Source organism: Mesorhizobium sp. AR10, from assembly GCF_024746795.1.
Taxonomy (GTDB): Bacteria; Pseudomonadota; Alphaproteobacteria; order Rhizobiales; family Rhizobiaceae; genus Mesorhizobium.
Window position 1 is genome coordinate 153,669 of sequence record NZ_CP080523.1, and the last position, 24,292, is coordinate 177,960.

At 61.4% G+C, this 24,292-nt stretch carries 20 protein-coding genes and 7 pseudogenes; 18 read left to right on the plus strand and 9 right to left on the minus strand.

Annotation, left to right across the window (positions count from 1 at the left end; all coding sequences use genetic code 11):
* Positions 1–58: 58 nt before the first annotated feature.
* Positions 59–186 (minus strand): annotated as a pseudogene (locus LHFGNBLO_RS33545) (DoxX family protein); the annotation flags it as partial.
* Between the two features lie 107 nt (positions 187–293).
* Between LHFGNBLO_RS33545 and LHFGNBLO_RS00720 the strand changes: the two are divergent.
* Positions 294–577: pseudogene (locus tag LHFGNBLO_RS00720) on the plus strand (transposase); the annotation flags it as partial.
* 502 nt (positions 578–1,079) lie between these two features.
* Here LHFGNBLO_RS00720 and LHFGNBLO_RS00725 read toward each other — a convergent pair.
* On the minus strand, positions 1,080–2,330 hold the full coding sequence (locus tag LHFGNBLO_RS00725) for an IS256 family transposase (protein WP_258600489.1): 1,251 nt from the start codon (positions 2,328–2,330) through the stop codon (positions 1,080–1,082).
* A 161-nt stretch (positions 2,331–2,491) separates the two neighbouring features.
* A pseudogene (locus LHFGNBLO_RS33550) lies at positions 2,492–2,674 on the minus strand (GCG_CRPN prefix-to-repeats domain-containing protein); the annotation flags it as partial.
* Positions 2,675–2,868: 194 nt separating this feature from the next.
* Between LHFGNBLO_RS33550 and LHFGNBLO_RS00735 the strand changes: the two are divergent.
* Positions 2,869–4,695: an ABC transporter ATP-binding protein gene (locus LHFGNBLO_RS00735; protein ID WP_258600286.1), complete on the plus strand. Its 1,827-nt coding sequence runs from the start codon at positions 2,869–2,871 to the stop codon at positions 4,693–4,695.
* 748 nt (positions 4,696–5,443) lie between these two features.
* Here LHFGNBLO_RS00735 and LHFGNBLO_RS00740 read toward each other — a convergent pair.
* The 5 genes and pseudogenes from LHFGNBLO_RS00740 to LHFGNBLO_RS00760 all read right to left on the minus strand — a co-directional run bounded on the left by LHFGNBLO_RS00740 (position 5,444) and on the right by LHFGNBLO_RS00760 (position 10,364).
* On the minus strand, positions 5,444–6,832 hold the full coding sequence (locus LHFGNBLO_RS00740; RefSeq protein ID WP_258600288.1) for a PLP-dependent aminotransferase family protein: 1,389 nt from the start codon (positions 6,830–6,832) through the stop codon (positions 5,444–5,446).
* Positions 6,829–7,732, minus strand: a pseudogene (locus tag LHFGNBLO_RS00745) (dihydrodipicolinate synthase family protein). The gene LHFGNBLO_RS00740 and the pseudogene LHFGNBLO_RS00745 overlap by 4 nt, the downstream one beginning before the upstream one ends.
* A 6-nt stretch (positions 7,733–7,738) precedes the next feature.
* Positions 7,739–8,584: an amino acid ABC transporter ATP-binding protein gene (locus LHFGNBLO_RS00750; RefSeq protein ID WP_258600289.1), complete on the minus strand. Its 846-nt coding sequence runs from the start codon at positions 8,582–8,584 to the stop codon at positions 7,739–7,741.
* The gene (locus LHFGNBLO_RS00755) at positions 8,584–9,237 is read right to left on the minus strand and encodes an amino acid ABC transporter permease (RefSeq protein WP_258600291.1); all 654 of its coding nucleotides are present in this window, start codon (positions 9,235–9,237) and stop codon (positions 8,584–8,586) included. Before LHFGNBLO_RS00755 ends, LHFGNBLO_RS00750 begins: the two co-directional genes overlap by 1 nt.
* A gap of 12 nt (positions 9,238–9,249) precedes the next feature.
* A pseudogene (locus LHFGNBLO_RS00760) lies at positions 9,250–10,364 on the minus strand (proline racemase family protein).
* A gap of 502 nt (positions 10,365–10,866) precedes the next feature.
* Here LHFGNBLO_RS00760 and nifH point away from each other — a divergent pair.
* The 3 genes and pseudogenes from nifH to LHFGNBLO_RS00775 all read left to right on the plus strand — a co-directional run.
* Positions 10,867–11,090: pseudogene (nifH, locus tag LHFGNBLO_RS00765) on the plus strand (nitrogenase reductase); the annotation flags it as partial.
* A gap of 45 nt (positions 11,091–11,135) precedes the next feature.
* Positions 11,136–12,098 carry a hypothetical protein gene (locus tag LHFGNBLO_RS00770; protein WP_258600293.1) on the plus strand — a complete coding sequence of 321 codons (963 nt, stop codon included), beginning with the start codon at positions 11,136–11,138 and terminating at the stop codon, positions 12,096–12,098.
* 128 nt (positions 12,099–12,226) lie between these two features.
* Complete coding sequence (locus LHFGNBLO_RS00775) at positions 12,227–13,192, plus strand: ornithine cyclodeaminase family protein (RefSeq protein WP_258600294.1); 966 nt, start codon at positions 12,227–12,229, stop codon at positions 13,190–13,192.
* A 286-nt stretch (positions 13,193–13,478) separates the two neighbouring features.
* Here the strand turns inward: LHFGNBLO_RS00775 and LHFGNBLO_RS00780 are convergent, their stop codons facing one another.
* Positions 13,479–14,462 (minus strand): IS5 family transposase, encoded by a 984-nt coding sequence (locus LHFGNBLO_RS00780; protein ID WP_258600508.1) that lies wholly within the window; start codon positions 14,460–14,462, stop codon positions 13,479–13,481.
* 183 nt (positions 14,463–14,645) lie between these two features.
* Here LHFGNBLO_RS00780 and LHFGNBLO_RS00785 point away from each other — a divergent pair, with 183 nt between their 5' ends.
* The 13 genes and pseudogenes from LHFGNBLO_RS00785 to hypB all read left to right on the plus strand — a co-directional run bounded on the left by LHFGNBLO_RS00785 (position 14,646) and on the right by hypB (position 24,281).
* A complete protein-coding gene (locus LHFGNBLO_RS00785; RefSeq protein ID WP_258600295.1) occupies positions 14,646–15,731 on the plus strand; it encodes a hydrogenase small subunit in 1,086 nt (361 codons plus the stop codon).
* Between the two features lie 24 nt (positions 15,732–15,755).
* The gene (locus LHFGNBLO_RS00790; RefSeq protein WP_258600297.1) at positions 15,756–17,546 is read left to right on the plus strand and encodes a nickel-dependent hydrogenase large subunit; all 1,791 of its coding nucleotides are present in this window, start codon (positions 15,756–15,758) and stop codon (positions 17,544–17,546) included.
* 12 nt (positions 17,547–17,558) lie between these two features.
* Positions 17,559–18,278: a Ni/Fe-hydrogenase, b-type cytochrome subunit gene (gene cybH / locus LHFGNBLO_RS00795; RefSeq protein ID WP_258600298.1), complete on the plus strand. Its 720-nt coding sequence runs from the start codon at positions 17,559–17,561 to the stop codon at positions 18,276–18,278.
* Positions 18,279–18,887, plus strand: a complete 609-nt coding sequence (locus LHFGNBLO_RS00800; protein ID WP_258600299.1) for a HyaD/HybD family hydrogenase maturation endopeptidase — start codon at positions 18,279–18,281, stop codon at positions 18,885–18,887.
* A 46-nt stretch (positions 18,888–18,933) separates the two neighbouring features.
* Positions 18,934–19,473: pseudogene (gene hupE, locus LHFGNBLO_RS00805) on the plus strand (nickel permease HupE).
* 98 nt (positions 19,474–19,571) lie between these two features.
* Entirely contained in the window at positions 19,572–19,868 is a 297-nt protein-coding gene (locus tag LHFGNBLO_RS00810) for a HypC/HybG/HupF family hydrogenase formation chaperone (protein ID WP_258600300.1), read from the plus strand.
* 167 nt (positions 19,869–20,035) lie between these two features.
* Positions 20,036–20,527, plus strand: a complete 492-nt coding sequence (locus tag LHFGNBLO_RS00815) for a hydrogenase accessory protein (protein ID WP_319944162.1) — start codon at positions 20,036–20,038, stop codon at positions 20,525–20,527.
* Positions 20,524–21,327, plus strand: coding sequence for a hydrogenase expression/formation protein (locus LHFGNBLO_RS00820; protein WP_319944163.1), 804 nt, complete (start codon positions 20,524–20,526; stop codon positions 21,325–21,327). The genes LHFGNBLO_RS00815 and LHFGNBLO_RS00820 overlap by 4 nt, the downstream gene beginning before the upstream one ends.
* Positions 21,324–21,539, plus strand: a complete 216-nt coding sequence (locus tag LHFGNBLO_RS00825) for a rubredoxin (protein ID WP_258600301.1) — start codon at positions 21,324–21,326, stop codon at positions 21,537–21,539. The genes LHFGNBLO_RS00820 and LHFGNBLO_RS00825 overlap by 4 nt, the downstream gene beginning before the upstream one ends.
* On the plus strand, positions 21,529–22,053 hold the full coding sequence (hybE, locus tag LHFGNBLO_RS00830; RefSeq protein ID WP_258600303.1) for a [NiFe]-hydrogenase assembly chaperone HybE: 525 nt from the start codon (positions 21,529–21,531) through the stop codon (positions 22,051–22,053). Before LHFGNBLO_RS00825 ends, hybE begins: the two co-directional genes overlap by 11 nt.
* Before the next feature lie 41 nt (positions 22,054–22,094).
* Positions 22,095–23,159 carry a nickel-dependent hydrogenase large subunit gene (locus LHFGNBLO_RS00835; protein WP_258600304.1) on the plus strand — a complete coding sequence of 355 codons (1,065 nt, stop codon included), beginning with the start codon at positions 22,095–22,097 and terminating at the stop codon, positions 23,157–23,159.
* A complete protein-coding gene (gene hypA / locus LHFGNBLO_RS00840) occupies positions 23,152–23,493 on the plus strand; it encodes a hydrogenase maturation nickel metallochaperone HypA (protein ID WP_183455173.1) in 342 nt (113 codons plus the stop codon). The genes LHFGNBLO_RS00835 and hypA overlap by 8 nt, the downstream gene beginning before the upstream one ends.
* Positions 23,493–24,281, plus strand: a complete 789-nt coding sequence (gene hypB / locus LHFGNBLO_RS00845; protein WP_258600305.1) for a hydrogenase nickel incorporation protein HypB — start codon at positions 23,493–23,495, stop codon at positions 24,279–24,281. Before hypA ends, hypB begins: the two co-directional genes overlap by 1 nt.
* Positions 24,282–24,292: the final 11 nt, after the last annotated feature.

Genomic DNA, 24,292 nt, shown 5'->3' on the forward strand with positions numbered 1-24,292 from the left:
CGCAAACGGCCTCGGTCGACAGTTTCTTCAGTTGTTTGCGGTTCCGCCCTCGCGTCTCTCATCCGCGCGACGGAATTGGTGCCTTCTTACCGCGGCCGCCAAAGGATGAACGCTGAAAGAGCTAGCAGGATGATGTTGAGCGGCACGACCGAGGCCTCACCATCGAGACAAATGAAAGATTATCGCAGCGGCGCTGATCGTAATCGGTATTTCTAACTGGCTTTTCGAGCCGCCCGCCTGGGGCATATGATTTTGATTCCTAGCCGTCAAATTTCAAACTGAGACACCACCCTCCGGCGGTGACCGGACGGCCCGCCTATCATGCCGCGACGCTTTTGAAGATCTATCTCTACGGGTATCTGAACCGCATCCAGTAGAGCTGCCGGCTGGAGCGCGAGGCTCCGCGCAATATCGTAATGATGTGGCTGACGGGCGGGTCATGCCGGACTTCAAGACGACCGCCGATTTCGGCCGGCAAAATGGCGCCGCGATCCTATCCGGCTGCCCCAAATTCGTTGTCTTGTGCCACGAACTGAACCTGTTCATACGGGCCGTCGTGGTCCTCGACGCCAGCAAGTCGTCTCGCGAGGCGAGGGCGCCCGGATCGAAGTGATTGCCATTGCCTACGAACCGGGCAGTGCCAATCAAGGCAAAGTGATCGTTGGTCTATCAATGTGAATAGAAAGCGCAGGAGGCCTTAAATATTCTCGTCTTGTGACCCTAGCCCCGCCCACAACCCCCAGGGATCACGAGAGGGCATGATCTCAACTCCTCATGTCGTTCCACGCCCCTCTAGCTCCCGGCTTGAGGGGCGTGGGTTGGCGCGTCGCACCGACTGGAATGGCTTTCGCACTTACCAAGTGGGGAGAATGCCGAACCTCTACCAGCGGGGCGGTAAACTCCAATTGAAGAACTTTTAGATACTGTTCAGGTGACCGACCGCTATCTTGTCGAGAGGGTCTGTGCGTTGGAGAATACAGTAAATGCTCATCAGACACATTCTACCTATCGCCATGGGTGCCGTAGCGGGTCGTGTTGGAATTCGGCGGAGCAGCCTCCGGTAGGTTAAGATTATCGGCTCATGCGGCGAGGTCAATCTGCTGATCGCGTGGCTTCGTAGGAAGCGTCTGCCAGCCGTCGATCTTTCGCATCGAGATTTGACCGGACGCCATCAACGCCCAGAACAACATTGCCGCGGTTTCGGCCGAAGGCAGAACGGTCTGGGTCTTGATGCGCCGCTTGAACTCCTCATGCAGACGCTCAATCGCGTTTGTTGTTCTGGCGCTTTTCCATTGGCTCGGCGGCAGCCGGGTGAAGGCGAAGAGACGCTCGCCGGCCTCCTCCAGGCTATCGGCCACCGCCCGGCACTTGAGCCGCCATTTGCGCAGGAACGCCTTGCGGCGGCTCTCGATCTCCTCCGGCGTGGCCGCGTAGATCATGTCGGTGTAATCGGCGCTGATCTCCTCATGCAGCCGCTCGGGAGCATGGGCAAGCAGATTCCTGTGCTTGTGAACCGTGCATCTCTGCACCGGCACCCCGTCCCACAGCGCGGCGATCGCCCTGTCCAAGCCAGGTGCGCCATCGACCATGAGAAACTCAGGTCGGCGCAGGCCGCGCCCGACGAGATCGTCGAGAATGGCCCGCCAGGCCTCCGTCGTCTCGCCACCCATATTCTTGACCGCGAGCAGGATCTTCTGGCCGTCCGCGCGCACACCGATGACCACGAGCAGCGAGATCGAGGTCGCTTTGCGGTCGAGCCTGACACGAACCACCGTCCCGTCGAGGATCAGGCGCACGATCGGCTCGTCGGCCAGAGAGCGGGCATTCCAGGCGTCCCAGTCCGTCTTCACCTTGCGCCAGGTGCGGCTGACGACGTCCTTGCCGATCGCGCCGCCGAACAGCGCGGCGAGCGCACGCCGCACGCGCCTGGTGTTCGTGCCCGCCAGGTAGCTCGACGCGATCAGCGCGTCGGCGGCCATCGTGCGCCGCTGATAGGCGCGCAAGGCCTTGCTCTTCCATTCCACCGTCTTGTCCTCGCCGGCATCGAGGCGCGCCCGCGGAACCGTGAGCTCGGTGGTGCCGAAGGTCCCCGTCAGCGTGCGCGTCCGGCTGCCGTGGCGGTGGCCGGCGACACCGGTGGTCTCATCACTGCGCGCCGCCGGCTGCCGGCCATAACGGGGACGGGCAAGCACCGCGTCCAGCTCGGTCTCGAGCATCGTCTCGATGAAGCCGCGCACCCGCTCGCGCAGGCCAGCTTCAATCGGATCAAACCAGTTGTCGAAAAGATAGCTCGTCGCCTCATCCCCAGGATGAACGGCTTCCGCATTCATGGTAGTCCTTGTCATGGCGTAGTCTCCTGTCCGGCGCTCTAACGCCGGATGATTCGAGGTTTGACACCCCGGAGACTACGCCAACTCACAATTCCAACCACTCCTGCGACGGCACCTCGCCATGGCGGCGGCCACACTGATGCTTTCGGGCGTCGCGTCAAAAATGGCGGGTGCCAATGACGAACTGGGCGAACGAACACAGGATGGTTGGGAACGCAATTCCCCCATCTGTTCATGTGCCAGCCAGGGCCGCATCTCCAACCAACGTTCTCGATGGGGGCCGGTGCGACAGCAGGATTTGCAATTGGCAAAGCATTTGCGGCTGTTCCCGGAACGACGGGCAACCGCCTGTCTGGTTTGTCAAACCCGCGACGCGCTGGGGGCAGAGCTTCCTGAGAGACTCTCATTTAAACATTTGAATAACATGGAGAAATTTTTTCTGATGCCCTTTCTGCGCGGTTGGCACGATTTGTGAGTCCCTCATCGCGAAGCGGCAGGATTTGCCGACCGGTATTTACACGCGATTGGAGTGACGAAGGTGGCAACATATCATGGTCGCGTCAGACACGCATTCCGAGAGAACGGCGCTTTTCGCGACGTTCTCGCTTTCACTGCCCACCAATGGAGTAGCCAGCCGGCCCGGCTCGCGATCATCATGACCGCGGTGCTTGCGGCCACGCTCGCTGATTTATTGACGCCGCTCTATATGGGTCTACTCGTCGATGCTGTTGCCGGTGGGGCGTCGGCGGAACAGACTGCTTGGGACGTAGCGCTCGGTGCTTTCTTCACGCTGATGGCGCTCGCTCTCGCCGCCCTCGTCATGCGTCAGGTCGCGTACATCGGCATCATCGATCTCACGCTCAAGATGATGCCCAACATTGCGAGCGACACATTCCACCGCGTCCAACGCTTTTCGGCCGACTGGCACGCCAACAGCTTCTCTGGCTCGACGGTGCGCAAAATCACGCGCGGCACGTCGGCGCTCGGTCTTTTGAACGACACGATCCTGGACGCTTTGTTCCCGTCACTCATCATGCTGATCGGTTCGACTGTGCTGCTTGGCTGGTACTGGCCGGTAATGGGATTGATGATCGCCTGCGGCTCGCTTGTCTATATCGGACTGCCCATCGCGCTGTCGCTCGGCTATGTCGCCCCGGCGGCGAGCCTTGCCAACAGCTGGGATACCAAGCTCGGCGGCGCGCTCGCGGACGCGATCAGCTGCAACGCAGTCGTTAAGGGCTTCAGCGCCGAACAACGGGAAGAAGAGCGCCTCGCGAAGGTCATCGCGAAGTGGCGGCATCGGACGCGCCGCACGTGGGTGCGCGGAACGATCAACGGCACGGTCCAAGGCATCACGCTGCTCGCGCTCAGGGCGGCCGCAATCGGCTACAGCCTGCTTCTCTGGTCGGATGGCCAAGCGACCCCGGGCGACATTGCGTTTGTGCTCACGTCCTTCTTTGTGCTGCAGGGCTATTTGCGCGATGTCGGCATGCATGTGCGAAACGTGCAGCGCTCGGTTAACGACATGGAGGAGTTGGTCGAAATCCAGAACCAGCCGCTCGACGTCGCCGATCGTCCGGAAGCCAAGCCGATCCGGATCACGAAAGGCCGCATCCAGTTCGAGAACGTCCACTTCCACTACAGCAACCATCCGCTGCCGCTCTATAGCGACTTCTCGGTTTCAATTATGGCCGGCGAACGGGTCGGGCTGGTAGGCCCTTCCGGCTCTGGCAAGACCACATTTGTAAAGCTCATCCAGCGGCTTTATGATGTAAATGGCGGCCGGATCCTAATCGATGGGCAGGATATTTCGAAGGGGACACAGGCTTCGCTCCGCTCGCAGATCGCGACCGTGCAGCAGGAGCCGATCCTGTTCCATAGATCTCTTGCCGAGAATATCGCCTATGGGCGTCCCGGCGCCAGCCATGCTGAGATCGAGGAAGCCGCAAAGTTAGCCAGTGCGCACGAGTTCATTGCACGCCTGCCGAAGGGCTATGGGACGCTGGTCGGCGAACGGGGGATGAAGCTTTCCGGCGGGGAGCGTCAGCGGGTAGCGATTGCGCGAGCCTTCCTGGTCAATGCACCGATCCTGATCCTCGACGAGGCGACGTCGAGCCTCGATTCGGAGTCCGAGGCGCTGATCCAGAAGGCAATGGAAAGGCTGATGGTCGGCAGGACGACGCTTGTGATCGCGCACCGGCTCGCGACCGTGCGCGCGCTCGACAGGCTGCTCGTGTTTGACCGCAGCCGCATCATCGAGGAGGGCGATCATGCCGCGCTGATCCGTCTCGACGGCGGCATCTACCGGCGCCTGTTCGAGCGGCAGGCGCTGCAACTGACGGAGGGGCCGGTCGCCAATGCTTAAATACGATAGAAAGACGCTTCTCTGCGGAGGAATCCTGTTCCCGTTCTTGGAGGAGAAATGGCGCAGTCCTCCGTCAACTATCCGCACGTCTCTGACTCTCTGTAATTTCAGCTTTCCTGCGGTGCAATTCGGTTTTGGCGGTTTGCGCCTTCGGGGAGGCGTGACTCAGCATCTTACCAGCTAAACTTGGAGGTACTGTGAGATCGCGCGGAGACGGTTGGCGACCGGACGCCGTGCGCTACCTTCCTTGAAGCCAGACGCGGTGCGGCGGTGGCGCGGCGGGGAACGCCGGGGGCTTGACGGCGCTTGTTGGCAAGTCTCGTTCGGGATGGCCAATTTGGCACAGGTGCCGGGGATCCGCGGCAATGGTGTTGAGCGTCTCGGCGGCGGCCTCGGACAGGATCGTGTAGACTTGCTCAAAGCGGCGGGATGGGGACGCTAATGCGGCTTCGGCTTCAATGGGCCCACCTGAACGTGGCCGTGGGATCGGGGATAGAATCGAGGAACGCTGTCTCCTCCTTTGGCGTGCAAATTGTGCGATTGGCCATCTGAGCGATCGATCTTGTGTGGCCGTTAACCTGGTCCCGGCGTATCTGTTGGGAACACGACCATCCGGGTCGCACTTGTTCGGTCGCGAGCCCCCATCTTCCTTTCACCCGCTGCTTCAACTGCAATGGAAATTTCGACACATAGAACATCAGTGTGGGCGCTGGCAGCCACTCGGATTTGCCCGGAAACAAGCATCCAGCTATGCGACGGAAACGACGCTTGCTGGGTGGCGACTCAAGATATCGCGCAGTGCCTGAAGCACATCAGAGAGTTCTCTAAGGTCCTTTGGCGCGCCAAGGCAGATGCGGATTGCGCCGGGGTCAGCCTCACCCACCCCGGAGGCGATGGGCGGCGTCACAAATATGCCGCGACCCCGCGCAGCGGCGGCAAATTGATCTGCGGACCACTCCGCCGGCAATGGCAACCATCCAAAGAAGGCCGGGAACTGAAGTTTTGCGGCGTTGGGAAAGACCTCTAGGAACACGCGGTAACGCTCCAGCGCCTGCCGGCGCCGCTCACGCAGAAGTTCTTCCAGCTTGCCGTTTTCAATCAGCCGCACCACTGCCTCGCTCAGCATGGGAGCCACAAACCAGGCGGAGGCGTGCAGAAGGAGCTCGGCTTGAGCAATGTAGGCCGTCGGGACCGTCAATGTGCCGAGGCGGAAGCCCGGTGCAATGCATTTGGAATAGGACGTGACGTAGAAGGTTCGGCCCGGCGCCAACGAGGCGATCGGCACAGGACGCTCGGCGAAGAAAAACCCGTGGACGTCATCCTCGATGACGGTGAGATCAAGTTCCTCGGCCAGGTCAGCGATACCCCGGCGACGCCCAAGGTTCATGGTGCGTGCCGTAGGGCTCTGCAGCGTTGGCATGCAATAGAGCACCCGCGCGCCGGACCCGCGGCAGGCCTGTTTCAGCGCCTCTGGATCTATTCCCTCCTCATCCATCTCCACAGGCACCAAGTTGAAATGGCTGGCTGCAGCGATTGCCTTGAAGCCGGAATAGGTGAAAGCATCCACCAAGATGCTGTCGCCGGGCTTCGCCACCAGGCGCAGCGCGATGTCGATGGCGTGCTGGGCGCCGTTGCACAGGAACAGCCGTGCCGGCTCGACGGCAAAGCTTTTGTCGGACAGCGAGGCGGCGATGATTTCGCGGTGCCTCCAGATGCCGCCGTGGGGGTGGTAGCGCAGCAACGGTGCAAGATCACGCTCGCGCACTATCTCGCCAAACAACGCCGACAGGATCTGCGCTTCGTTCCCCTCGGCGGGCATGTTGAGCGCTAAATTGACTGGTTCATGTCCTGCAGCCGCCTCGGCGCGGGCGGCGGAACGGCGACGGACGAAGGTGCCCTGCCCGACATGGCCGCTGACGATACCGCGCTGTTCGGCCGCCTGGTAGGCTTTGCTCACAGTGCCGACGGAAAGACTAAGCTCTCGCGCTAGGTCACGGTGCGGCGGCAGGCGGTCGCCATCCGACAGCCGGCCATCGGCGATGTCCTGCTCCAGAGCATTGACCAGGGCAAGGTAGCGCGGTCCCTCGGCGGCAAGCTGCCGCGGCCGCCAGCCCGAAAACGTCCCATCCAAGCTCATGTCCCACGCGCCCAGCGGGCGAGGCCGGCGTCGGCGATGATGTTGGCGATGGTGGCTTTCTGTTCATCTGCCAGGGGCAGCAGCGGCAGGCGCGGGCCACCGGCGTCGCGGCCAAGCTGGCTCATGGTCTCTTTGATGGCCGCGTAGTAGGCCCCGGACTGGAAGCAACGGTAGAAGGCGAATACGTCGCGGCCGAGGTCATGCAGTGCCTTGTCGCCTGTAAGCGCCTTGTCCCAGTAGTCGCGGATCAACGGCCCGGCGATCTGGTGCGCCATGGCGACGACGCCATGGGCGCCAACGGCGCGGGCCGGAACGATCATGGTCTCGTAGCCGACGAAGACGCGGAGTTTGTCACCCACGCGCTGCACGAGCTCACTCACCTGGGTAATGACGCCGGAGCTGTCCTTGATGGCGACCACGGTTGGCAGCGCGGAGAGCTGCTCCACGAGGGCCGGGGTGATGTCGACGCCTGCGCGGCGCGGGCTGTTGTAGAGCATCAGCGCCAGCGGGGTGTTGCGGGAGATGTACTCGAAGAAGGCCACGATCTCACGCGGGCTCGGCATGGCGTAGATGGGTGGCAGGATCATGCCGCCTGCGCAGCCCGCCACCACTGCCGACTGACACGCCTCCAGCACATCCTCGACACGCAGGTCGGCGACGCCCGCCAGAACGGGCACGCGGCCGGCCACATGATCAACTGTCAGCTTGTAGAGGCGCGCGCGCTCGGCCTTGGTGAGAGCATAGAATTCGCCGGTGCTGCCAGCCGCGACGACGCCCCGCGCGCCATTGGCAATGGCGTCGTCGACGAGCGCCTTGTATCGGGTCTCATTGATGGAGCCATCGGCTCCGAAGGGGAGTGACGAGTACGGGGAAGATACCGCCCCAGTTTACATCGGCCATGATCGATTATCCTTTGTTGGGAGTTTTGTTGAAGGTGCGTCGGCCGCGGCCGTGAGGAGGGCCGAGAAGGCGGGCTTGTTCAGTGAAGCGGCCGACGAAGGCCGCGAGCCTCGGGTTTGCGCCTGACAGCAGGAGTTCACGCGGAGCGCCGCTGGCGGCGACAACGCCCTGGTCCATGAAGACCACCCGATCGGCCAACTCATAGGCGAAGCCGATCTCATGGGTGACGATAACCATGGTCATGCCGTCGGCGGCGAGCTGACGGATTGCAGCGAGCACGTCGCCCACCAGTTCCGGGTCCAGCGCCGATGTCGGCTCGTCGAACAACATGATGGTGGGCTGCATGGCAAGTGCGCGGGCGATGGCGATCCGCTGCTGCTGGCCGCCCGACAACTGTGACGGGTATTTATGCCCGGCGTCGGGAAGACCCATGCGGGTGAGGAGTTCGTGAGCCTGTACCTCGGCTTCGGCGCGCGGCACTTTCTTCACCACCAGCGGGGCTTCGATGATGTTCTGCAACGCGGTACGGTGAGGAAACAAGTTGAAGTTCTGGAACACCATGCCGGTCTTCACGCGCGCGGCGTTTACCTGCGCGTTAGAGAGCTTCAGCCGCGCGGTCGCCGTGCAGCGGAAAAGGGGCGCGCCCTCGATGAGGATCTCGCCCTGGTCGGGCTCCAACAACAAGTTCATGCAGCGCAGCAGCGAGGTCTTGCCCGAGCCGCTGGCGCCGATCAGACAGACCACCTCACCGCGGCGGACGTCAAGATCGACGCCGCGTAGGACATGGTGCGTCCCGAAGGACTTCTCGATGCCGCGTACGCTCAGAACGACTTCTGTGGATGTTGCGGTCATCACGCGGCCTCCTTGCGCTCGAACCGGCGCGAAAGAGCGCTGAGGGGGAACAGGATGAGGATAAAGATGCCGCCGATGACGGTGTAGACCTCCATTGGCCGGTAGGTGAAACTGGCAATGTAGCCCGCCTGGTAAAGCAGATCGGGGATGGTCAGCACCGAGAGGAGCGTGGTGTTCTTGAGCTGCATGATGGTCTGGCCCACCAGCGGCGGCACCATGCGGCGCAAAGCCTGCGGCAGGATGATACGCTTCATGCGCTGGAAGTAGCCCATGCCCAGCACCACTGCGGCGTCGGTCTGGCCACGGTCGATGGACTGGACACCGGCGCGCAAGATCTCGGCATAGAAGCCGCTGGCATAGAACCCGAGACCGAGGATCCCCGCCGTTTCCTTGCCGATCTGGATCTGAAAGAAGATTGGTAGGGCATAGTAGATCCACATGAGCAACACCAGCAGCGGGATGTTGCGGAAGAATTCCACCCAGATTCGGCCGATCCAGCGCGTCAGCCGCCACGGAGTGAGTTGGAGCAGCGCCACGAAGAGACCAATCGCGAGGCCGATGGCGCAGGTATAAATCGTGTATTTCAGCGTTATGAGCAGGCCGAAGGCAAGAATGTCCCAATTCGCGAGGACGACGGACGGGTCGAATTTCATAAGCCCTCTCCGTCAGTTGGGAAGAAAGCCGGCTGACAGCGGATCGTCCGCTTCCAGCACCAGGGTGGAAAATGCGCTGATATGAGCCATGCCGCGCACCTCTGGGATCACGGCGGGCTGGCCGTCCTTGCCCTGAGCCAACTCCGCGACCTTGGCCGCGAAGGGCACGCCGAGGATGTTTTCGGCCCGGTAAGGGCGCCAGTCGCCAACTCCCCACGAGCGTGAAGCTGGGCCAGCCGTGCGGAGGTACCGGTGCCGCAGGGCGAACGGTCGAACTTGTTGGTCGCCAAAATCACCAGATGGCGGGCGCCGCCTTCAATGGCCTGATGGAACAGCACGCTGCCGACCTGAGGGTGGCCGCTTGCGGAGTTAAGCGCCTGCTTGATAGCCACCCCTGCGTGGCACCAGCGGCTGGCGTGGTCGATGTCGAAGGGAAGATCGACCTGGCTCGCGTCAACCAGGGCATACATGATGCCGCCATAGGCGATGTCGCAGGTCACCTTGCCGAGGCCCTCGACCTCGACGGCTACATCGGCGGAGGCGAGATAGGATGGCACGTTGCGTAGTACCACTGAGGTCAGCTGGCCAGCCTCGAAGGTACCGGTCACATGGACGATACCCGCCGGGGTCTCGATGGACATGCCGGTTTGTTCAAAGCCCTGCGGCAGAGCGCCCGTGGCGGCCAAGCTGGCGATGTAGCCAATCGTGGCATGACCGCACATGTCGGCGTACATATACGAGAAGATGAAAAACAGCCCCTGATCCGCCTCGCGGGAGGGCACGGGCACCGCTGCCACCATGGCGGCATGCCCGCGAGGTTCGTGAAGCAGCAGTCCCCTCAACCCATCATGGACGGCGCGGAAATCGTCCCGTTGCGCGCGTACATTGTGCCCGCGCAACGGAGGGATGCCCGAGATGACCGTGCGAGTCGGGTGCCCGGCGGTGTGGCTGTCGATCACGGAGAAGAGACGGCTCGCGTGCATGGTCAGCAGTACTTTCCAGACTGAGGAACCACCTTCATGTCGATGCCGCGCTCGAGCAAGCTGCGGGTGATGCGCGAGCAAGCAAGACCCAGGGGAGTTCTGCTGCAGGTATTGGAAGCCGTCGCAGCCGCTGCTCTGGGCCATGATGCGCAAGCCTTCGCCGGCTCGGCGGCTCGGGGAAGCCCAGTGCTCACAGTGGCGACGAATTTCCGGTGAGCGAGCGTAATCATGGGACGGTTCCTTCTCAGTCCGTGACGCGTTCGCGGATGGTCATGCATTTACCGTGCCGAAGGAGAGCTCCTGTAAAAGCAATAGGATGGCTCCCCTACTGCTATGTTGGATATCCGACGTCGTCCGACAGCGGACAATGCGGGCGTGATTGGATGCCGGCTTTCCCGCGGAGGATCGGGGTCCGCCAGTCCTTGAAAACGCGAGGAAACAACAACTGTCGGGTTTGTCGCGTCCACAACTCGGCGGTGCTCGGCCGAGCGCCCTACCGCACCTCATCTAAGCCTTTGAGTGACCTACAGAAAATTTTTTCTGAAGCTCTTTCTGCGCAGTCGGCATGATTCTTGAAACTCCCTCGTTGCAGGGCGAAAGAGCTGCCAGTGATATGGCATCACTCCATGGAACAAAGGAAATAGACATGCCAGGTCGGCGTCAGGTCGCATTCTATGGGAGGTATCGGCAAATCCACCACCTCCCAAAAAACGCTCGCCGCCCTGTCCACCTGAGGCAAAAGATTCTGATGGTCGGCTGCGACCCCAAAGCCGACTGCACCCACCTGATCCTGAACTCGAAGGCTCAGGTTAGGGTCCCGCATCTCGGGCAAAGCGAGGTTCGGTGCAGGCCCTCGAACTCAAGGGGGTTTCTCGTCAACTGCCGCTTGAGTTCAATCAATTTGAGGAGGGAACCATGAGCAAGCTCCTCGGCCTTTATAGCGATCATCAGATGACCGCGCCTCTCACAGTGGCGCAGCATTCGGCACAGATTAAACCACTTGCGGCCGACCTTGCGAGAAGTGGAATTCTGGTCGTCACAACCTGCGCACGAGTCGAGGTCTATGGTGAAGAGCCAGCACTCAGAGATGTCGACACGACGATATTTTCTGGTTTTTCATACGCACGCATTGAAGGTGCCGCCGCAATTGCTCAACGTCTCGCCAAAATTGCATCCAGCGCCCACTCCCAGATCCTCGGTGAGAGTTACATAGGCGATCAGCTCACGAAGGCTATCGAACTTGTTAATCCAAACCTTCCGATTTTCCAGATCGCACGGTTGGCAATTGATACGGGTCGTGCCGCGCGCGAGCGACAGCGTTTCATCGCATCGTTCAACTACGACCAGATCGTTCGAGACATCATAGCTGATCGATTTGCGGATGGAGACGTACCCGACCGCCTTTATATCATTGGGGCGGGTATGCTCGGTCGCGGGCTGATCAGGAGTGGTGTCGGAGAGCGATTCCGTTCCACGGTAGTCGTAACACGGAACCCTAAGAACCTCCGCAAACGGCTCCGCCCCTGGACCGACATACAAGTCGTGCTAATGCGCCCGGCAGAGATTGGGTACCCGCGCGAACCAAGGTCCATCGTTGTTATCGCAACCGCCGATGTCAATGATGAATATGAAGCCACTCTTCAGGACACCCTTCTGCGGTTGGAGCCGCGCACCATAGTGGATCTGTCGTCAGTCCCGGTGCTATCCGGCGCATCAGTCAGAAAGCTCAATTATGTGAGCATGTATCACGACGAATTTCTCCGGTTCATCGAACAAAACAATAAGCGTCTGGCTCCGAAATTGCCGCTCTTGTTCTCCGAGATAAAGGCAAAACTCCAAATGGCGCGGATCGACCTCCTCTCTCGTGAAGACACGTAGTCCAGCAGCACGCCAATTCGCGAGAGACCATTTGAAAAACGCGTAGCCCCGTTCGGAGCTGCCGAGTTCCGAATCCGAAGGGCCGGACTCTGTTGCGGCGCCGGTTTCAGCACCAGGAGACGAGGTATATGACGACGCCTATTGTAAGATGGCTAAGTCGAAATGACGTCGCACAGACGAATCTGCCATTGACCTCAGCATTAGATATTATCGAAGCGACGCTACGTGATCACGGCAGTGGCGCATTTGAGAACCCGCCCAAGATCGGGATCCACCCGGGGCACGACGCATTCATCCACGCTATGGCTGGCTGGCTTCCTAAGCAACGCCGAGCTGGTCTCAAGTGGGTTGCCGGTTTCCCCAACAATCATAAAGTTGGCTTGCCGAACATCACAGGGCTTTTGGTGTTAAACGATCCGGACACCGGCCTACCAGTCTGCGTGATGGATGCTGCTTACCTGACTGCATTTCGCACAGCGGCAGCGTCGGCTATCACCAGCAAGTATTTGTCGCCGCCTCGCGTGGACAGGATTGCGGTGATTGGTGCTGGTCTTCAGGGCCTCAACCACGTAAAAATGCTGTCGTTGATTCACCCCGCTGCCGAATTCCATGTCGTGGACATCAATGAGAATGCAGTGAGCCGGTTGGCTGAACAGACTTGTTCCATAGCAACAATAATTCACGTGAAAGAGGCTGAGGCCGCGATCCGCACCGCTGACGTCGTAGTGACCGCAACAAGCCGATTGGAAGACGTGGCATTCCGCTTCGGATGGGTCAAGAAGGGCAGCTTGGTTCTGCCCGTCCATGTCCGCGGATGGTCACAGGATATAACAACGGCTTCGGATGTATTGTTGACTGACGATGTTGAGCAATTCAAACACTACATCATTGCTACAGGCTCGCCTTATCGGGATCTTTCCCGAATTCTTGGATCGGTCAGCGATGTCATGGCAGGACGCCTCGCCGGCAGAGTTCGCAACGCTGATCGCATTGCAGTGTTCAATCTCGGTCTGGCAATGCATGATGTCGCTATAGGTTCCGCTATACTCGACATTGCAGAGCAGCAGGGCTTAGGGACGATCGTATCCTACTAGAGGATGCCTGGAAAATCCGGTTGAGCCCATCTAAAGGCCATTACAGCCCGTCCCATCTAACACAGACCTCAGTGAGATTTGGAGTGGGCGATCCTCGCGCCGGCTGGGCGTAGCCGATCATCTCTCGAGACGGTCGAGATTGTTACCGCGGAGATTTTGCTTTGATGCGCGCGATGAGCTCTTGGTCGTCGACAAAGCTGTCGAGGAAGTAGGAAGTCGTTCCATTCGTCGGGGCGTTGGTGCGCGGATATGAAATCGAACGCATTTCGATCTTTAATGTAGTTGGTTATGCCTGCGTGACTTGACGCCGGATAGACTCCGGGCGTGCCCATGCCAGCATGCGGTTGAGAACGATGCAACCGATGGCAACCTCGGTCTGTTGAGCCGGAAGAGAGCGTGCTCGCAGGCGCCGTCCGATCAGCCCCTTGTATCGTCCGATGGCTGTTTCGCTCAGCGCCCGCTTGCCGTAGCCGGTGGCTGCCTGCCATTTCAGCCGACCGTCGCTTGCGATTGCGGCAATGTGCTTGTCCCTTTGACCAGGCGGTCCGGTATCACCGCTTTCCACCGCCGTGGAACGCGGTGGAATGACGATGTTCGCGGTTGCGCTGTGCTGCAGGATAGACCGATAGGTTGGCTTGCCGTCATAGGCTCCGTCGGCTGTGAACTGGTCGATCTCGCCGTCGATCTGATCGAGCAGCGGTGCCACCTGGGAAGGATCATCCGTGTCCTGATCTGTCAGCCTTTGGGCAATGATCGCGCCACTTTTGGCATCCACTGCCAGATGCAGCTTGCGCCAGTTGCGACGTGATCTGGCGCCATGTTTCTGCTCCACCCATTGCCCGGCGCCGTAGACTTTCAATCCCGTGCTATCGACAAGCACATGCAGCGGGCCGTCCGGCAGCGGCGGGTTTCGTCGGGCTGATGGCTCCCACTTCTGTGCCCGACGGCTCAGCGTCGTATGATCTGGAACTGGGACTTTCAGCCCCATGAGATCCAGCAGCGAGTGGAGCAATCCCTCGGTCTGGCGCAGCCGCATTGCGAAGACGCAACCCAGCGTCAGCGCTGTCTCAATGGCGAGATCGGAATACCGGGCTTGGCCGCCGCGGGTCTTGCGTCGCGGAGCGCGCCATCCCGCCAGTGCCTCCGGCGTTACCCATAAGGTCAGGCTACCACGCCGGCGCAGACCTGCTTCGTAGTCACGCCAATTCGTCACCCTGAATTTCATCTTTCCGACGTGATGACGACGATCTGCGTTGTGTTTGTACGGCATGGCACTCGCATCAAGCTGATTTCGATCCTGCCTGCCTATCGCCAAACCGTTGACAAAGGATCCATGCACCAACGCTCCTCTGCCCCCTACTAAATTGGTCCGCTTCTTGCTGCAAGCATTTCTGGCAGAGCCCGGCGTCTATCCGGGTGATGGGATGGGGGATGAAATTGCTGGAGGAGCAACATGGCAGCTGCCCAAACCTTATGTGACGTCATTCGTCGCCAGGGGATCACCCGGCGCAGTTTCACCAAGTTCTGCAGCCTGACGGCCGCGAGCCTCGGTTTCGGCCCGGGTGCCGCGACAGCGATGGCTGAAGCACTTGAGACCAAGGAACGCGTTCCCGTCATCTGGATGCATGGGCTCGAATGCACCTGCTGTTCGGAGAGCTTCATCCGCTCGGCCCATCCGCTCGTCAAAGACGTCGTGCTGTCGATGATCTCGCTCGACTACGACGATACGATCATGGCGGCCGCCGGCCATCAAGCGGAGGCGATTCTCAAAGAGACGAAGGAGAAGTACAAAGGCAAGTACATCCTCGCCGTCGAGGGCAATCCGCCGCTCAACGAGGACGGCATGTTCTGCATCGACGGCGGCAAACCCTTCGTTGAGAAGCTGAAGTGGATGGCCGAGGATGCCATGGCGATTATCGCCTGGGGCGCCTGCGCCTCTTGGGGCTGCGTCCAGGCGGCCAAGCCGAACCCGACCCGGGCGACAGCGATCGACAAGGTCATCCTCGACAAGCCGATCATTAAGGTACCAGGCTGTCCCCCGATCGCGGAGGTGATGACCGGGGTCGTCACCTTCATCACGACCTTCGGCAAGCTGCCGGACCTCGACCGGCAGGGCCGGCCCAAGATGTTCTATTCGCAGCGCATCCACGACAAATGCTACCGCCGACCACATTTCGATGCCGGCCAGTTTGTCGAGGAGTGGGACGATGAGGGCGCACGCAAGGGCTACTGTCTCTACAAGATGGGCTGCAAGGGCCCAACCACCTACAATGCCTGCTCTACCGTGCGCTGGAACGGTGGCGTTTCCTTCCCGATCCAGTCAGGCCACGGCTGCATCGGCTGCTCGGAAGACGGCTTCTGGGACAACGGCAGCTTCTATGACCGGCTGACGAACCTCCACCAGTTCGGCGTCGAGGCCAACGCCGATAAGGTCGGCATGACCGCCGCCAGCATCGTGGGTGGTGCAATCGCCGCTCATGCTGCGGTGACCGCCTTCAAGCGCGTGACAACCAAGCGCGAAAAAGCCGACGCATCATAATCACTCTCGGCGAGGAACAGCATTGTGACAATTCAAACACCCAACGGCTTTACACTGGACAATTCGGGCAAGCGCATCGTCGTCGATCCCGTCACCCGCATCGAGGGACATATGCGGGTGGAGGTCAATGTCGACGAGAACAACATCATCCGGAATGCGGTCTCGACCGGCACCATGTGGCGCGGTATCGAAGTCATCCTGAAGAACCGCGACCCCCGCGACGCATGGGCCTTCACGGAGCGCATCTGCGGCGTCTGCACCGGCACGCATGCGCTAACCTCTGTACGCGCGGTCGAGAATGCGCTCGGCATCACCATCCCCGACAATGCCAATTCGATCCGCAACCTGATGCAGCTGGCGCTGCAGGTCCATGACCATGTCGTGCACTTCTACCATCTTCATGCGCTCGACTGGGTGGACGTGATCTCTGCGATCTCGGCCGATCCGAAGGCGACCTCCGCGCTCGCGCAGTCCGTGTCCGACTGGCCGCTTTCCTCTCCAGGCTATTTCAAAGACATCCAGACCCGGCTCAAGAAATTCGTCGAGTCAGGCCAGCTCGGACCCTTCAAGAACGGCTATTGGGGCAATGCATCCTACAAGCTGCCGCCGGAGGCCAATCTCATGGCGGTGGCGCATTATCTGGAGGCGCTCGACTTCCAGAAGGAGATCGTCAAGATCCACACGATCTTCGGCGGCAAGAACCCGCATCCAAACTGGCTGGTTGGCGGGATACCCTGTCCGATCAATATCGACGGTACTGGTGCGGTCGGCGCGATCAACATGGAACGGCTTAACATGGTCACCTCGATCATCGACCAGATTATCGAGTTCAATGACAAGGTATACGTTCCCGACATCATGGCCATCGGCTCCTTCTACAAGGATTGGCTCTATGGAGGCGGTCTGTCGGGCAAGAACGTGCTAGCCTATGGAGACGTACCCGAGCACGTCAACGACTACTCCGAGGCAAGCCTGAAGCTGCCGCGCGGCGCGATCATCAATGGCAATCTCGCCGAAGTGCTCCCGGTCGACCATGAGGATCCCGAGCAGATCCAGGAATTCGTTACCCATTCCTGGTACAAATATCCCGACGAGACAAAGGGCCTGCATCCCTGGGACGGGGTTACCGAGCCACACTACGAACTCGGCCCCAACGCCAAGGGGACGAAGACCAATATCGAGCAGCTCGACGAGGCCGCTAAATATTCCTGGATCAAGGCGCCGCGCTGGCGCGGCCATGCCATGGAGGTCGGGCCGCTCGCCCGCTGGGTCGTCGGCTACGCCCAGAACAAGGCGGAGTTCAAGGACCCGATCGAAAAGGTGCTCAAGGATCTCGGCCTTCCGGTTTCAGCCCTCTTCTCGACACTCGGCCGCACGGCAGCCCGTGCGCTCGAATCGAGCTGGGCCGGCCACCAGATGCGCTATTTCCGGAACAAGCTGATCGCCAATATGAAGGCCGGCGACTTCTCTACGGCCCATGTCGACAGGTGGAAGCCGGAAACCTGGCCCAAGGAGGTCAAGGGCGTCGGCTTTACCGAGGCCCCGCGGGGCGCGCTCGCGCACTGGATCAAAATCAAGGACGGCAAGATCGACAACTACCAGTGCGTCGTGCCCACCACATGGAACGGCAGCCCCCGCGATCCGGCAGGAAATATTGGCGCCTTCGAGGCTTCGTTGATGGATACGCCGATGTCAGACCCCACCCAACCGCTCGAAATCCTCAGGACCATCCATTCCTTCGATCCGTGCCTAGCATGCTCGACGCATGTCATGAGCCCGGACGGTCAGGAAATGGCGAAGGTCCAGGTCCGGTGAGGAGGATAAGTCATGACTATCCATGAAACTCTCGCAGCCGCCGACGCCCACGGTGAAAAGGCCGTCGAGCGCCACAGCATCTATGTTTACGAAGCCCCGGTGCGCATTTGGCATTGGGTCAACGCCGTCTCGATCCTGACGCTCGCGCTGACCGGCTATTTCATCGGCTCGCCGCTGCCTTCCGTGCCGGGCGAGGCCATCGCCAATTTCGTTATGGGGTATATCCGCTTCATCCACTTCGCGGCGGGGCAGGTCCTTGCTGTGTTCCTTATCCTCAGGGTCTACTGGGCCTTTGTCGGCAATATCCATGCCCGCCAGATCTTCTATGTGCCCTTCTGGAGCGGCCGCTTCTGGAAGGAATGGCTGCATGAGTTGCGGTGGTACATGTTCTTGGCCCGGCAGCCGAAGTATGTCGGCCACAATCCTCTTTCCCAGTTCACCATGTTCCTGATGTTCACCCTGCCGCTCGTCTTCATGGTGATCACCGGCTTTGCGCTCTATAGCGAGGGTGCCGGCCGCGACGGCTGGGAATATGCGCTCTTCGGCTGGGTGTTCTCGATCTGGCCCAACAGCCAGGACATCCACACATTCCACCATCTCGGCATGTGGGTAATCCTCGTCTTCCTCATGGTGCACATTTATGTGGCGATCCGCGAGTACATTATGAGCCGACAGAGCATCATCTCGTCGATGATTTCCGGCGAACGCCTCTTCAAGGACAGGGAGGACTAGATGGTCGGCCCAAATCCCTTGGCCTCTTCGCCTTCCCCGCGGATTCTCGTGCTTGGCATAGGCAATATCCTCTGGGCCGATGAAGGCTTCGGCGTGCGCGCGGTGGAAACCTTCCACAAGGCGTATCGGGTGCCTGACAACGTCACCGTCCTCGATGGCGGCACGCAGGGGCTCTATCTCGTGCAGTTCGTCAATGAACACGATCGTTTGATGGTGTTCGACGCCATCGACTACGGCCTCGAGCCGGGCACGATGAAGATCGTGGAAGACGACGAGGTGCCGAAATTTACTGGCGCTAAGAAGATGAGCCTGCATCAGACCGGCTTCCAGGAGGTGCTGAGCGCCGCTGACCTTATGGGGCACTATCCCGATCGGCTGGTTCTCATCGGGTGCCAGCCGCTGGATCTCGAAGACTGGGGCGGCCCGCTGACGACGCTGGTCAAGGCAGTCATACCGCGCGCAATCGAAACGGCAGTAGAAATATTGCGGGACTGGGGCGTCGTCGTCTCTGCGCGACCGGAAGGAGCAGCGGTTCCGCCACTACTTGAAAACGACATCGATTTCGAACGTTACGAGCGCCGAGCCGAATCGGCCGCATTGCGCTATTGAGGAGGATATCATGAATTTCCGTAGGGTTGCGGCGACGCTCGTCGCGATGGCGCAACCGGGCATCGCCCACGCGCATGTCGGCCTTCACACCGACGGCGCGCTTGCCGGCTTCAGCCATCCGTTCAGCGGTCTCGATCATATCCTGGCGATGGTCGCGGTCGGCTTCTGGGCCTTGACGCTGGGCGGTAAAGCCCGATGGATCGTTCCCTTGGCCTTCGTGACGGTCATGGCGGTGGGGGGCGCCCTGGGCATTTACGGCCTCGCTTTTCCAATGGTGGAAACCGGGATCGCGCTGACCGTCGCGCTGCTCGGTCTGCTGGTTGCTTTCGAAGTGAAGGTTTCAACGTCGGTCGCGGCGACGGTGGTTGGAACATGCGCGCTCTTCCATGGCCACGCCCATGGCACCTAGCTTCCGGCGATGGCGCATGCGGGCGGCAATGTGGCGGGCTTCATGGCTGCCACGGTCATCCTGCATCTCACCGGTTTCGGGCTGGCCTGGTTGAGGTTCGGCAACGCCCGACGAGTTGCCGCGCGGACCGCCGGCGTGGCCATTGCCCTTGCCGGTGCAGTCCTGCTGGCCGGCTGAACTTCTCCCAGGGCTAAGGCCGGTCGGGAGTCCGTGTGGGCACCCTGCGTACCGCGGCTCCCGATTTCATAAGATCTGGACGACGGAGGAGGAGCATCATGTGCATCGGCATTCCCATGCGGACCGTCGCCGGCAATGAGTTCGTCGCCCACTGCGAGCGACATGGCCGGATATCCTCGATCTCCCTCATGCTGGTCGGCCCACAACCGCCGGGAACCTACCTACTCACCCATCTCGGCTCTGCCATCCGGGTGCTGGACGTCGACGAGGCCCGGGCCATCGACAACGCACTCGCGGGTCTTGCTGAAGCTGTCGAGGGGAGGGCTTTCGACGCCCTCTTTGCCGATCTCACCTCGCGCGAGCCGGAACTGCCGCCGCATCTGCGTTGCGAGTGAAAAGAAAGTTTCCAAAGTGGAAGGACTTTCCATCCAGATGCCCGCGATACTTTGTGAAGGCGGAAATTTGTCTTCCAGATCAAAGGAATCTGACTTTCCCAAGTCTGGCACGCCGCTTGCTCCTCATTTCGTTGGAATGTTTTGCAGCGTGATTTGTGGAGGAGACTATGCCATCTGTCCTGGTCCGCGCCCTGAGCGAGCGGGCGCGCCTGCCCCTCATCGACGAGACGAATATCGATGCCTTCCTCGCTCCGGCGGCGAGTGAACCCGACAATGCCGTGCTGTTCTTCACCGGCGATCCGTCGCAGCGGCCGGAAGCCGATGACGTCGCCGTCGTCCTCCCACATATCCTCCAGGCCTTCCAAGGCCGCTTGCGCGGCGCCGTGGTCCTGCGCACGGCCGAAGACAAGCTAAAGGCCCGCTTTAACGTCGTTGTGATGCCGAGCCTCACCGTGACTCGTCGAGACCAACCGGTCGGCGTGCTGGGCAAGATCCGCGACTGGTCCGAATATGTCGAGAAGATCAGCGCCTGGCTCGCGCCCGACACGCCGGTCATGGTGCCCTCGGGCGGACCGAAGGTCGAGATCACCCATGCCGGCAAGGAGCGTGCGATGAAGGCCGGATTCTGGGTCGCCCCGGGGGCGAGGATGCGGCGATGACGATGATGCCCGTCGGCCCCGAGCCGCCGCTGCGTGCCCGCAAGCTCAATTTCCTCGCCACCAGCAGCGCCGAGGAAATGATCCGCCGATGTCGGCGGACGGCGATGCTCCTGCCGGAACTCGCTGACGCGCTCGCCGTTCAGAAGGCCGACCGGCCGGGCCGGCTATTCGACATCACCGATTTCCCCGACGACGACAAGGAACTGATCGCCCAGACTCTCGGCGAGGGCGAGGTCGCCGGCGTCGCGGCATTGACGAACGGCATCACGGCCCGGATGCAGGAGGCGGTGATGGCTGGCGTCTGGCGCGTCCGTTTCACCGACGGTGAGGGCCGGCTCATTGCCGACTATGTCGAGGTCGCGAGCATTCCCGCCGCTGTCAAACAGGCGTGCTCGGCGCTGCCGGGCTCGATCAGCCACGGGCCGGCGCCGACCGGCGCCATGAACGTCATGCCCGTGCTGACCGAGATCGGTGATCGCATCGCCCGTTACAGCGACGGTGATCCGGGCCATATCATCACCTTCTCGCTCTTCCCGATGAGCCCGGAAGACATGGTCTTCCTGCAGGAAACGCTGGGTGCCGGGCCGGTGCAGCTCACCTCGCGCGGCTATGGCAGCTTCCGCATCGTGGCGACCGGCGCGCGCAATGTCTGGTCGGTTCAGTTCTACAACGCCATGGACACGATCATCCTCGATACGTTGGAGATCTGCGACATTCCCTCGGTCGCGATCGCCGCCGAGGATGATTTCCGCGACTCCGAGGCGAGGCTGCGTGAGATCGAGGAGGCCTATTTCAAATGAGCGCCTTCGAGAATTTCGGCAAGCGCGAGACCGTGTCGGGCGACGACCAGATGGAATGCGGTATCTGCTGGCATGTCTATGATCCCGCTGAGGGTGACCCGGTCTGGCAGATTGCCTCGGGGACGTCGTTTGCAAACCTGCCGGAAGACTGGCGCTGCCCAAATTGCGATGCGCTGCAATCGAAGTTCATGAGGCTGGGTGATGGACGCTGACGTCGCAGAGAGGGCCGAGATCGATCCCGCGCAGGCGCTCGGCCGGCGGCTCGAGGCCTGCTACCGGCGCATTTACGCGACCGCCATGGCCGATGTGCCGATCTGCAATCCCGCGCTTGGCATTGCCTCGACCGGTTTTCGGACTTACGGCGGTCGTGCGTTCGGCATCGTGACTACACCATGGTTCATGAATCTCGTGGCAGCGGATCTGCCGCAGGGCCCTTCCTCCGCCCCAGCTGCCACCGGTACGACCCTCCGCGTCGGCCTGCCGGCGGGTGAGGTCGGGTTCATTGCCGGTGAACTCGATGCGATTGACCGTGTCGATTCCTGCTCGCTGTTTTCGCCGGTCTTCGAGTTTGCGACGATGGAGGCTGCCCTCGAAACAGCGGACGAAGCAGCCCGGGCCTTCTTTGATCCTGCCACGCTCGAACCGCCGCCCGCCCCGCCCGCGGCGGTCAATCGGCGTGACCTGTTGCGCGGGTATGTCCGCAGGCGCGAGGAAGCGTCGCAATGACATTCCTTCTCGGGGCAGGCACGATAAGGATCGACGTAACCGTGTCGCGCGCGCTTGCCTGTTCCGTCACGGTGAAGGCGAACCGCCCGCAGGGCCTGACGCGCATGTTCATCGGCCGCAGGCCCGAAGAGGCGCCCCCTCTTGCCGGTCAAGTCTTTTCGCTCTGCGGTTTTGCGCAAGCCGTCGCGGCGCGGCTCGCCGTCCTGAATGCAGCGGATATGGCGATGAAGGTGGAAGAACGGATCGGCTCCGGTGCCGGATTGCTCGCCGAGCGGACTTTCGAAACCTTGCGGGCGCTCATCCTCCATTGGCCATGCCCCCTGCCGGCATCGCTCGGCGCAACCGCCGGTAGACATCTCCGCGAAGCGCTGGCCGCTTCGCAAGAAATCATCGCCGCGGCCAAGGCCGGGCAAAACGACAGGGCGCATTTGGCGGCCGCCGCTGCGCGGCTGTCTGCGGCGGCCAGCGCGCTCGGCATCCCGAGCCAGGGCGACACACCTTTGCCGGAATCAGCCTGCGCCGCGATGTTGCAGGATATAGGCAACGATCGGGTCTTCAATGGCCGGCGGCCCGATCCACTGACCATCAATGACGATCCGGAAGTCATCGCCCGGCTTTGCGCCGAGCCCGGCTATGCAAGCCTGCCGCATCTCCTAGGCCGCGTCGCGGAGACGGGCGCGTATGCCCGGCTCGCCGCCGGTGACGTGGAGGCCTCCCATCTGGTCCAACGACTGCTAGCCCGCATCAACGACGTGCGCCTCTGCCTCAAACAACTGACCGCTCTCGCAGCAACCGGCAAGTGCGACGGAGCATCACTCGCCTGCGGCGGGGCCACGCCGGGCGCCGGTGGCTACGGTGCTGTAGAATGCGCGCGTGGCCGGCTCTATCATCAGGCCGAGATCGGCGGCGACGGCAGGCTTTCGTCCTATCGCATCCTCGCCCCGACCGAATGGAATTTTCATCCCGCCGGCCCCTTCGTCGAGACACTGCTGTCGTCACCCGTCGGGACCGATGAGGCCGCCGTGAGATCGGTGTCGCGGCTCGCGGTCCTGTTCGATCCCTGCGTGGCCTTTGAGGTTAATGTTCGCGAGGCCGCACATGCATGAAATGTCGCTGATGGAGAGTGTGATCGAGATCGTCTGCGACACGGCGCGGCAGAACGGCGCGACACGCGTCAAGTCGGTCCGGGTCGATGTCGGCGTGCTGAGCCACGTCGAGCCGGACGCGCTGATGTTCTGTTATGAGGCCGTGCGACACGGCACGATTGCGGACGAGGCGACGCTCGAGATCAACCGCATTGCCGGCGAGGGCTGGTGTCTCGACTGCGGCAAGACGGTCGCCTTGGAGGAGCGGTTCGGCGCCTGCCCGGACTGCGGACGGCATCGGGTCCAGATGACGGCAGGCGACGAATTGAAGATCAGGGATATGGAGGTGAGCTGATGTGCACGGTATGCGGTTGCGAGACTTCTTCCATCGAGGGTCACAAGCACGAGGAGGGCGGGCACCGTCACAGCCATGACCATCATCACGACCAAGACCACCACCACCATGGCGATGGCGGGCATGAGGAGCGGATCATCCAGGTGGAGAGAGACATCCTCTCCAAGAACCACGCTTATGCGGAAGAGAACCGGCGATATTTTGAGCGCCAGGGCATCTTTGCGCTCAACTTCGTCTCCAGCCCCGGCTCGGGCAAGACCAGCCTGCTGGTCCGCACGATCAATGACCTAAAGGACCGCCTCACGATCTCGGTTATCGAAGGTGACCAGCAGACCTCGAACGACGCGGCCCGGATCCGCGAGACCGGCGCCCGCGCCATCCAGATCAACACGGGCAAGGGCTGCCACCTCGACGCCCACATGGTGGGCCACGCGGCTGAGGATCTCGCGCTTGAACCAGGCTCTGCGCTCTTCATCGAGAATGTCGGCAACCTCGTCTGTCCCGCCGCCTTCGATCTCGGCGAGGCCCACAAGGTTGTGGTCCTGTCAGTCACCGAAGGCGAGGACAAGCCGCTCAAATATCCCAACATGTTCGCCGCCGTCGACCTGATGATCCTCAACAAGGCCGACCTGCTGCCGCATCTCGATTTCAATGTCGGCCTCTGCATCGCCAACGCCCTGCGCGTCAATCCGCGCCTCCAGACGCTGACGGTCTCCGCCCGCACGGGAGAGGGCATGGAAGCCTTCTATGCCTGGCTCGAGGCATCCGCCCCCCACCGGGCCGCGTGACCGAAGGTGGC

What these genes read in the sequence shown, in the direction of transcription:
- hypB (WP_258600305.1), top strand. Translation starts at nt 23,493, where the DNA reads ATGTGCACGGTATGCGGTTGCGAGACTTCTTCCATCGAGGGTCACAAG.
- LHFGNBLO_RS00755 (WP_258600291.1), bottom strand. Translation starts at nt 9,237, where the DNA reads ATGAAATTCGACCCGTCCGTCGTCCTCGCGAATTGGGACATTCTTGCC.
- hypA (WP_183455173.1), top strand. Translation starts at nt 23,152, where the DNA reads ATGCATGAAATGTCGCTGATGGAGAGTGTGATCGAGATCGTCTGCGAC.
- cybH (WP_258600298.1), top strand. Translation starts at nt 17,559, where the DNA reads ATGACTATCCATGAAACTCTCGCAGCCGCCGACGCCCACGGTGAAAAG.
- LHFGNBLO_RS00825 (WP_258600301.1), top strand. Translation starts at nt 21,324, where the DNA reads ATGAGCGCCTTCGAGAATTTCGGCAAGCGCGAGACCGTGTCGGGCGAC.
- LHFGNBLO_RS00815 (WP_319944162.1), top strand. Translation starts at nt 20,036, where the DNA reads ATGCCATCTGTCCTGGTCCGCGCCCTGAGCGAGCGGGCGCGCCTGCCC.
- LHFGNBLO_RS00770 (WP_258600293.1), top strand. Translation starts at nt 11,136, where the DNA reads ATGAGCAAGCTCCTCGGCCTTTATAGCGATCATCAGATGACCGCGCCT.
- LHFGNBLO_RS00785 (WP_258600295.1), top strand. Translation starts at nt 14,646, where the DNA reads ATGGCAGCTGCCCAAACCTTATGTGACGTCATTCGTCGCCAGGGGATC.
- LHFGNBLO_RS00780 (WP_258600508.1), bottom strand. Translation starts at nt 14,462, where the DNA reads ATGCCGTACAAACACAACGCAGATCGTCGTCATCACGTCGGAAAGATG.
- LHFGNBLO_RS00740 (WP_258600288.1), bottom strand. Translation starts at nt 6,832, where the DNA reads ATGAGCTTGGATGGGACGTTTTCGGGCTGGCGGCCGCGGCAGCTTGCC.
- LHFGNBLO_RS00750 (WP_258600289.1), bottom strand. Translation starts at nt 8,584, where the DNA reads ATGACCGCAACATCCACAGAAGTCGTTCTGAGCGTACGCGGCATCGAG.
- LHFGNBLO_RS00820 (WP_319944163.1), top strand. Translation starts at nt 20,524, where the DNA reads ATGACGATGATGCCCGTCGGCCCCGAGCCGCCGCTGCGTGCCCGCAAG.
- hybE (WP_258600303.1), top strand. Translation starts at nt 21,529, where the DNA reads ATGGACGCTGACGTCGCAGAGAGGGCCGAGATCGATCCCGCGCAGGCG.
- LHFGNBLO_RS00725 (WP_258600489.1), bottom strand. Translation starts at nt 2,330, where the DNA reads ATGAATGCGGAAGCCGTTCATCCTGGGGATGAGGCGACGAGCTATCTT.
- LHFGNBLO_RS00800 (WP_258600299.1), top strand. Translation starts at nt 18,279, where the DNA reads ATGGTCGGCCCAAATCCCTTGGCCTCTTCGCCTTCCCCGCGGATTCTC.
- LHFGNBLO_RS00810 (WP_258600300.1), top strand. Translation starts at nt 19,572, where the DNA reads ATGTGCATCGGCATTCCCATGCGGACCGTCGCCGGCAATGAGTTCGTC.
- LHFGNBLO_RS00775 (WP_258600294.1), top strand. Translation starts at nt 12,227, where the DNA reads ATGACGACGCCTATTGTAAGATGGCTAAGTCGAAATGACGTCGCACAG.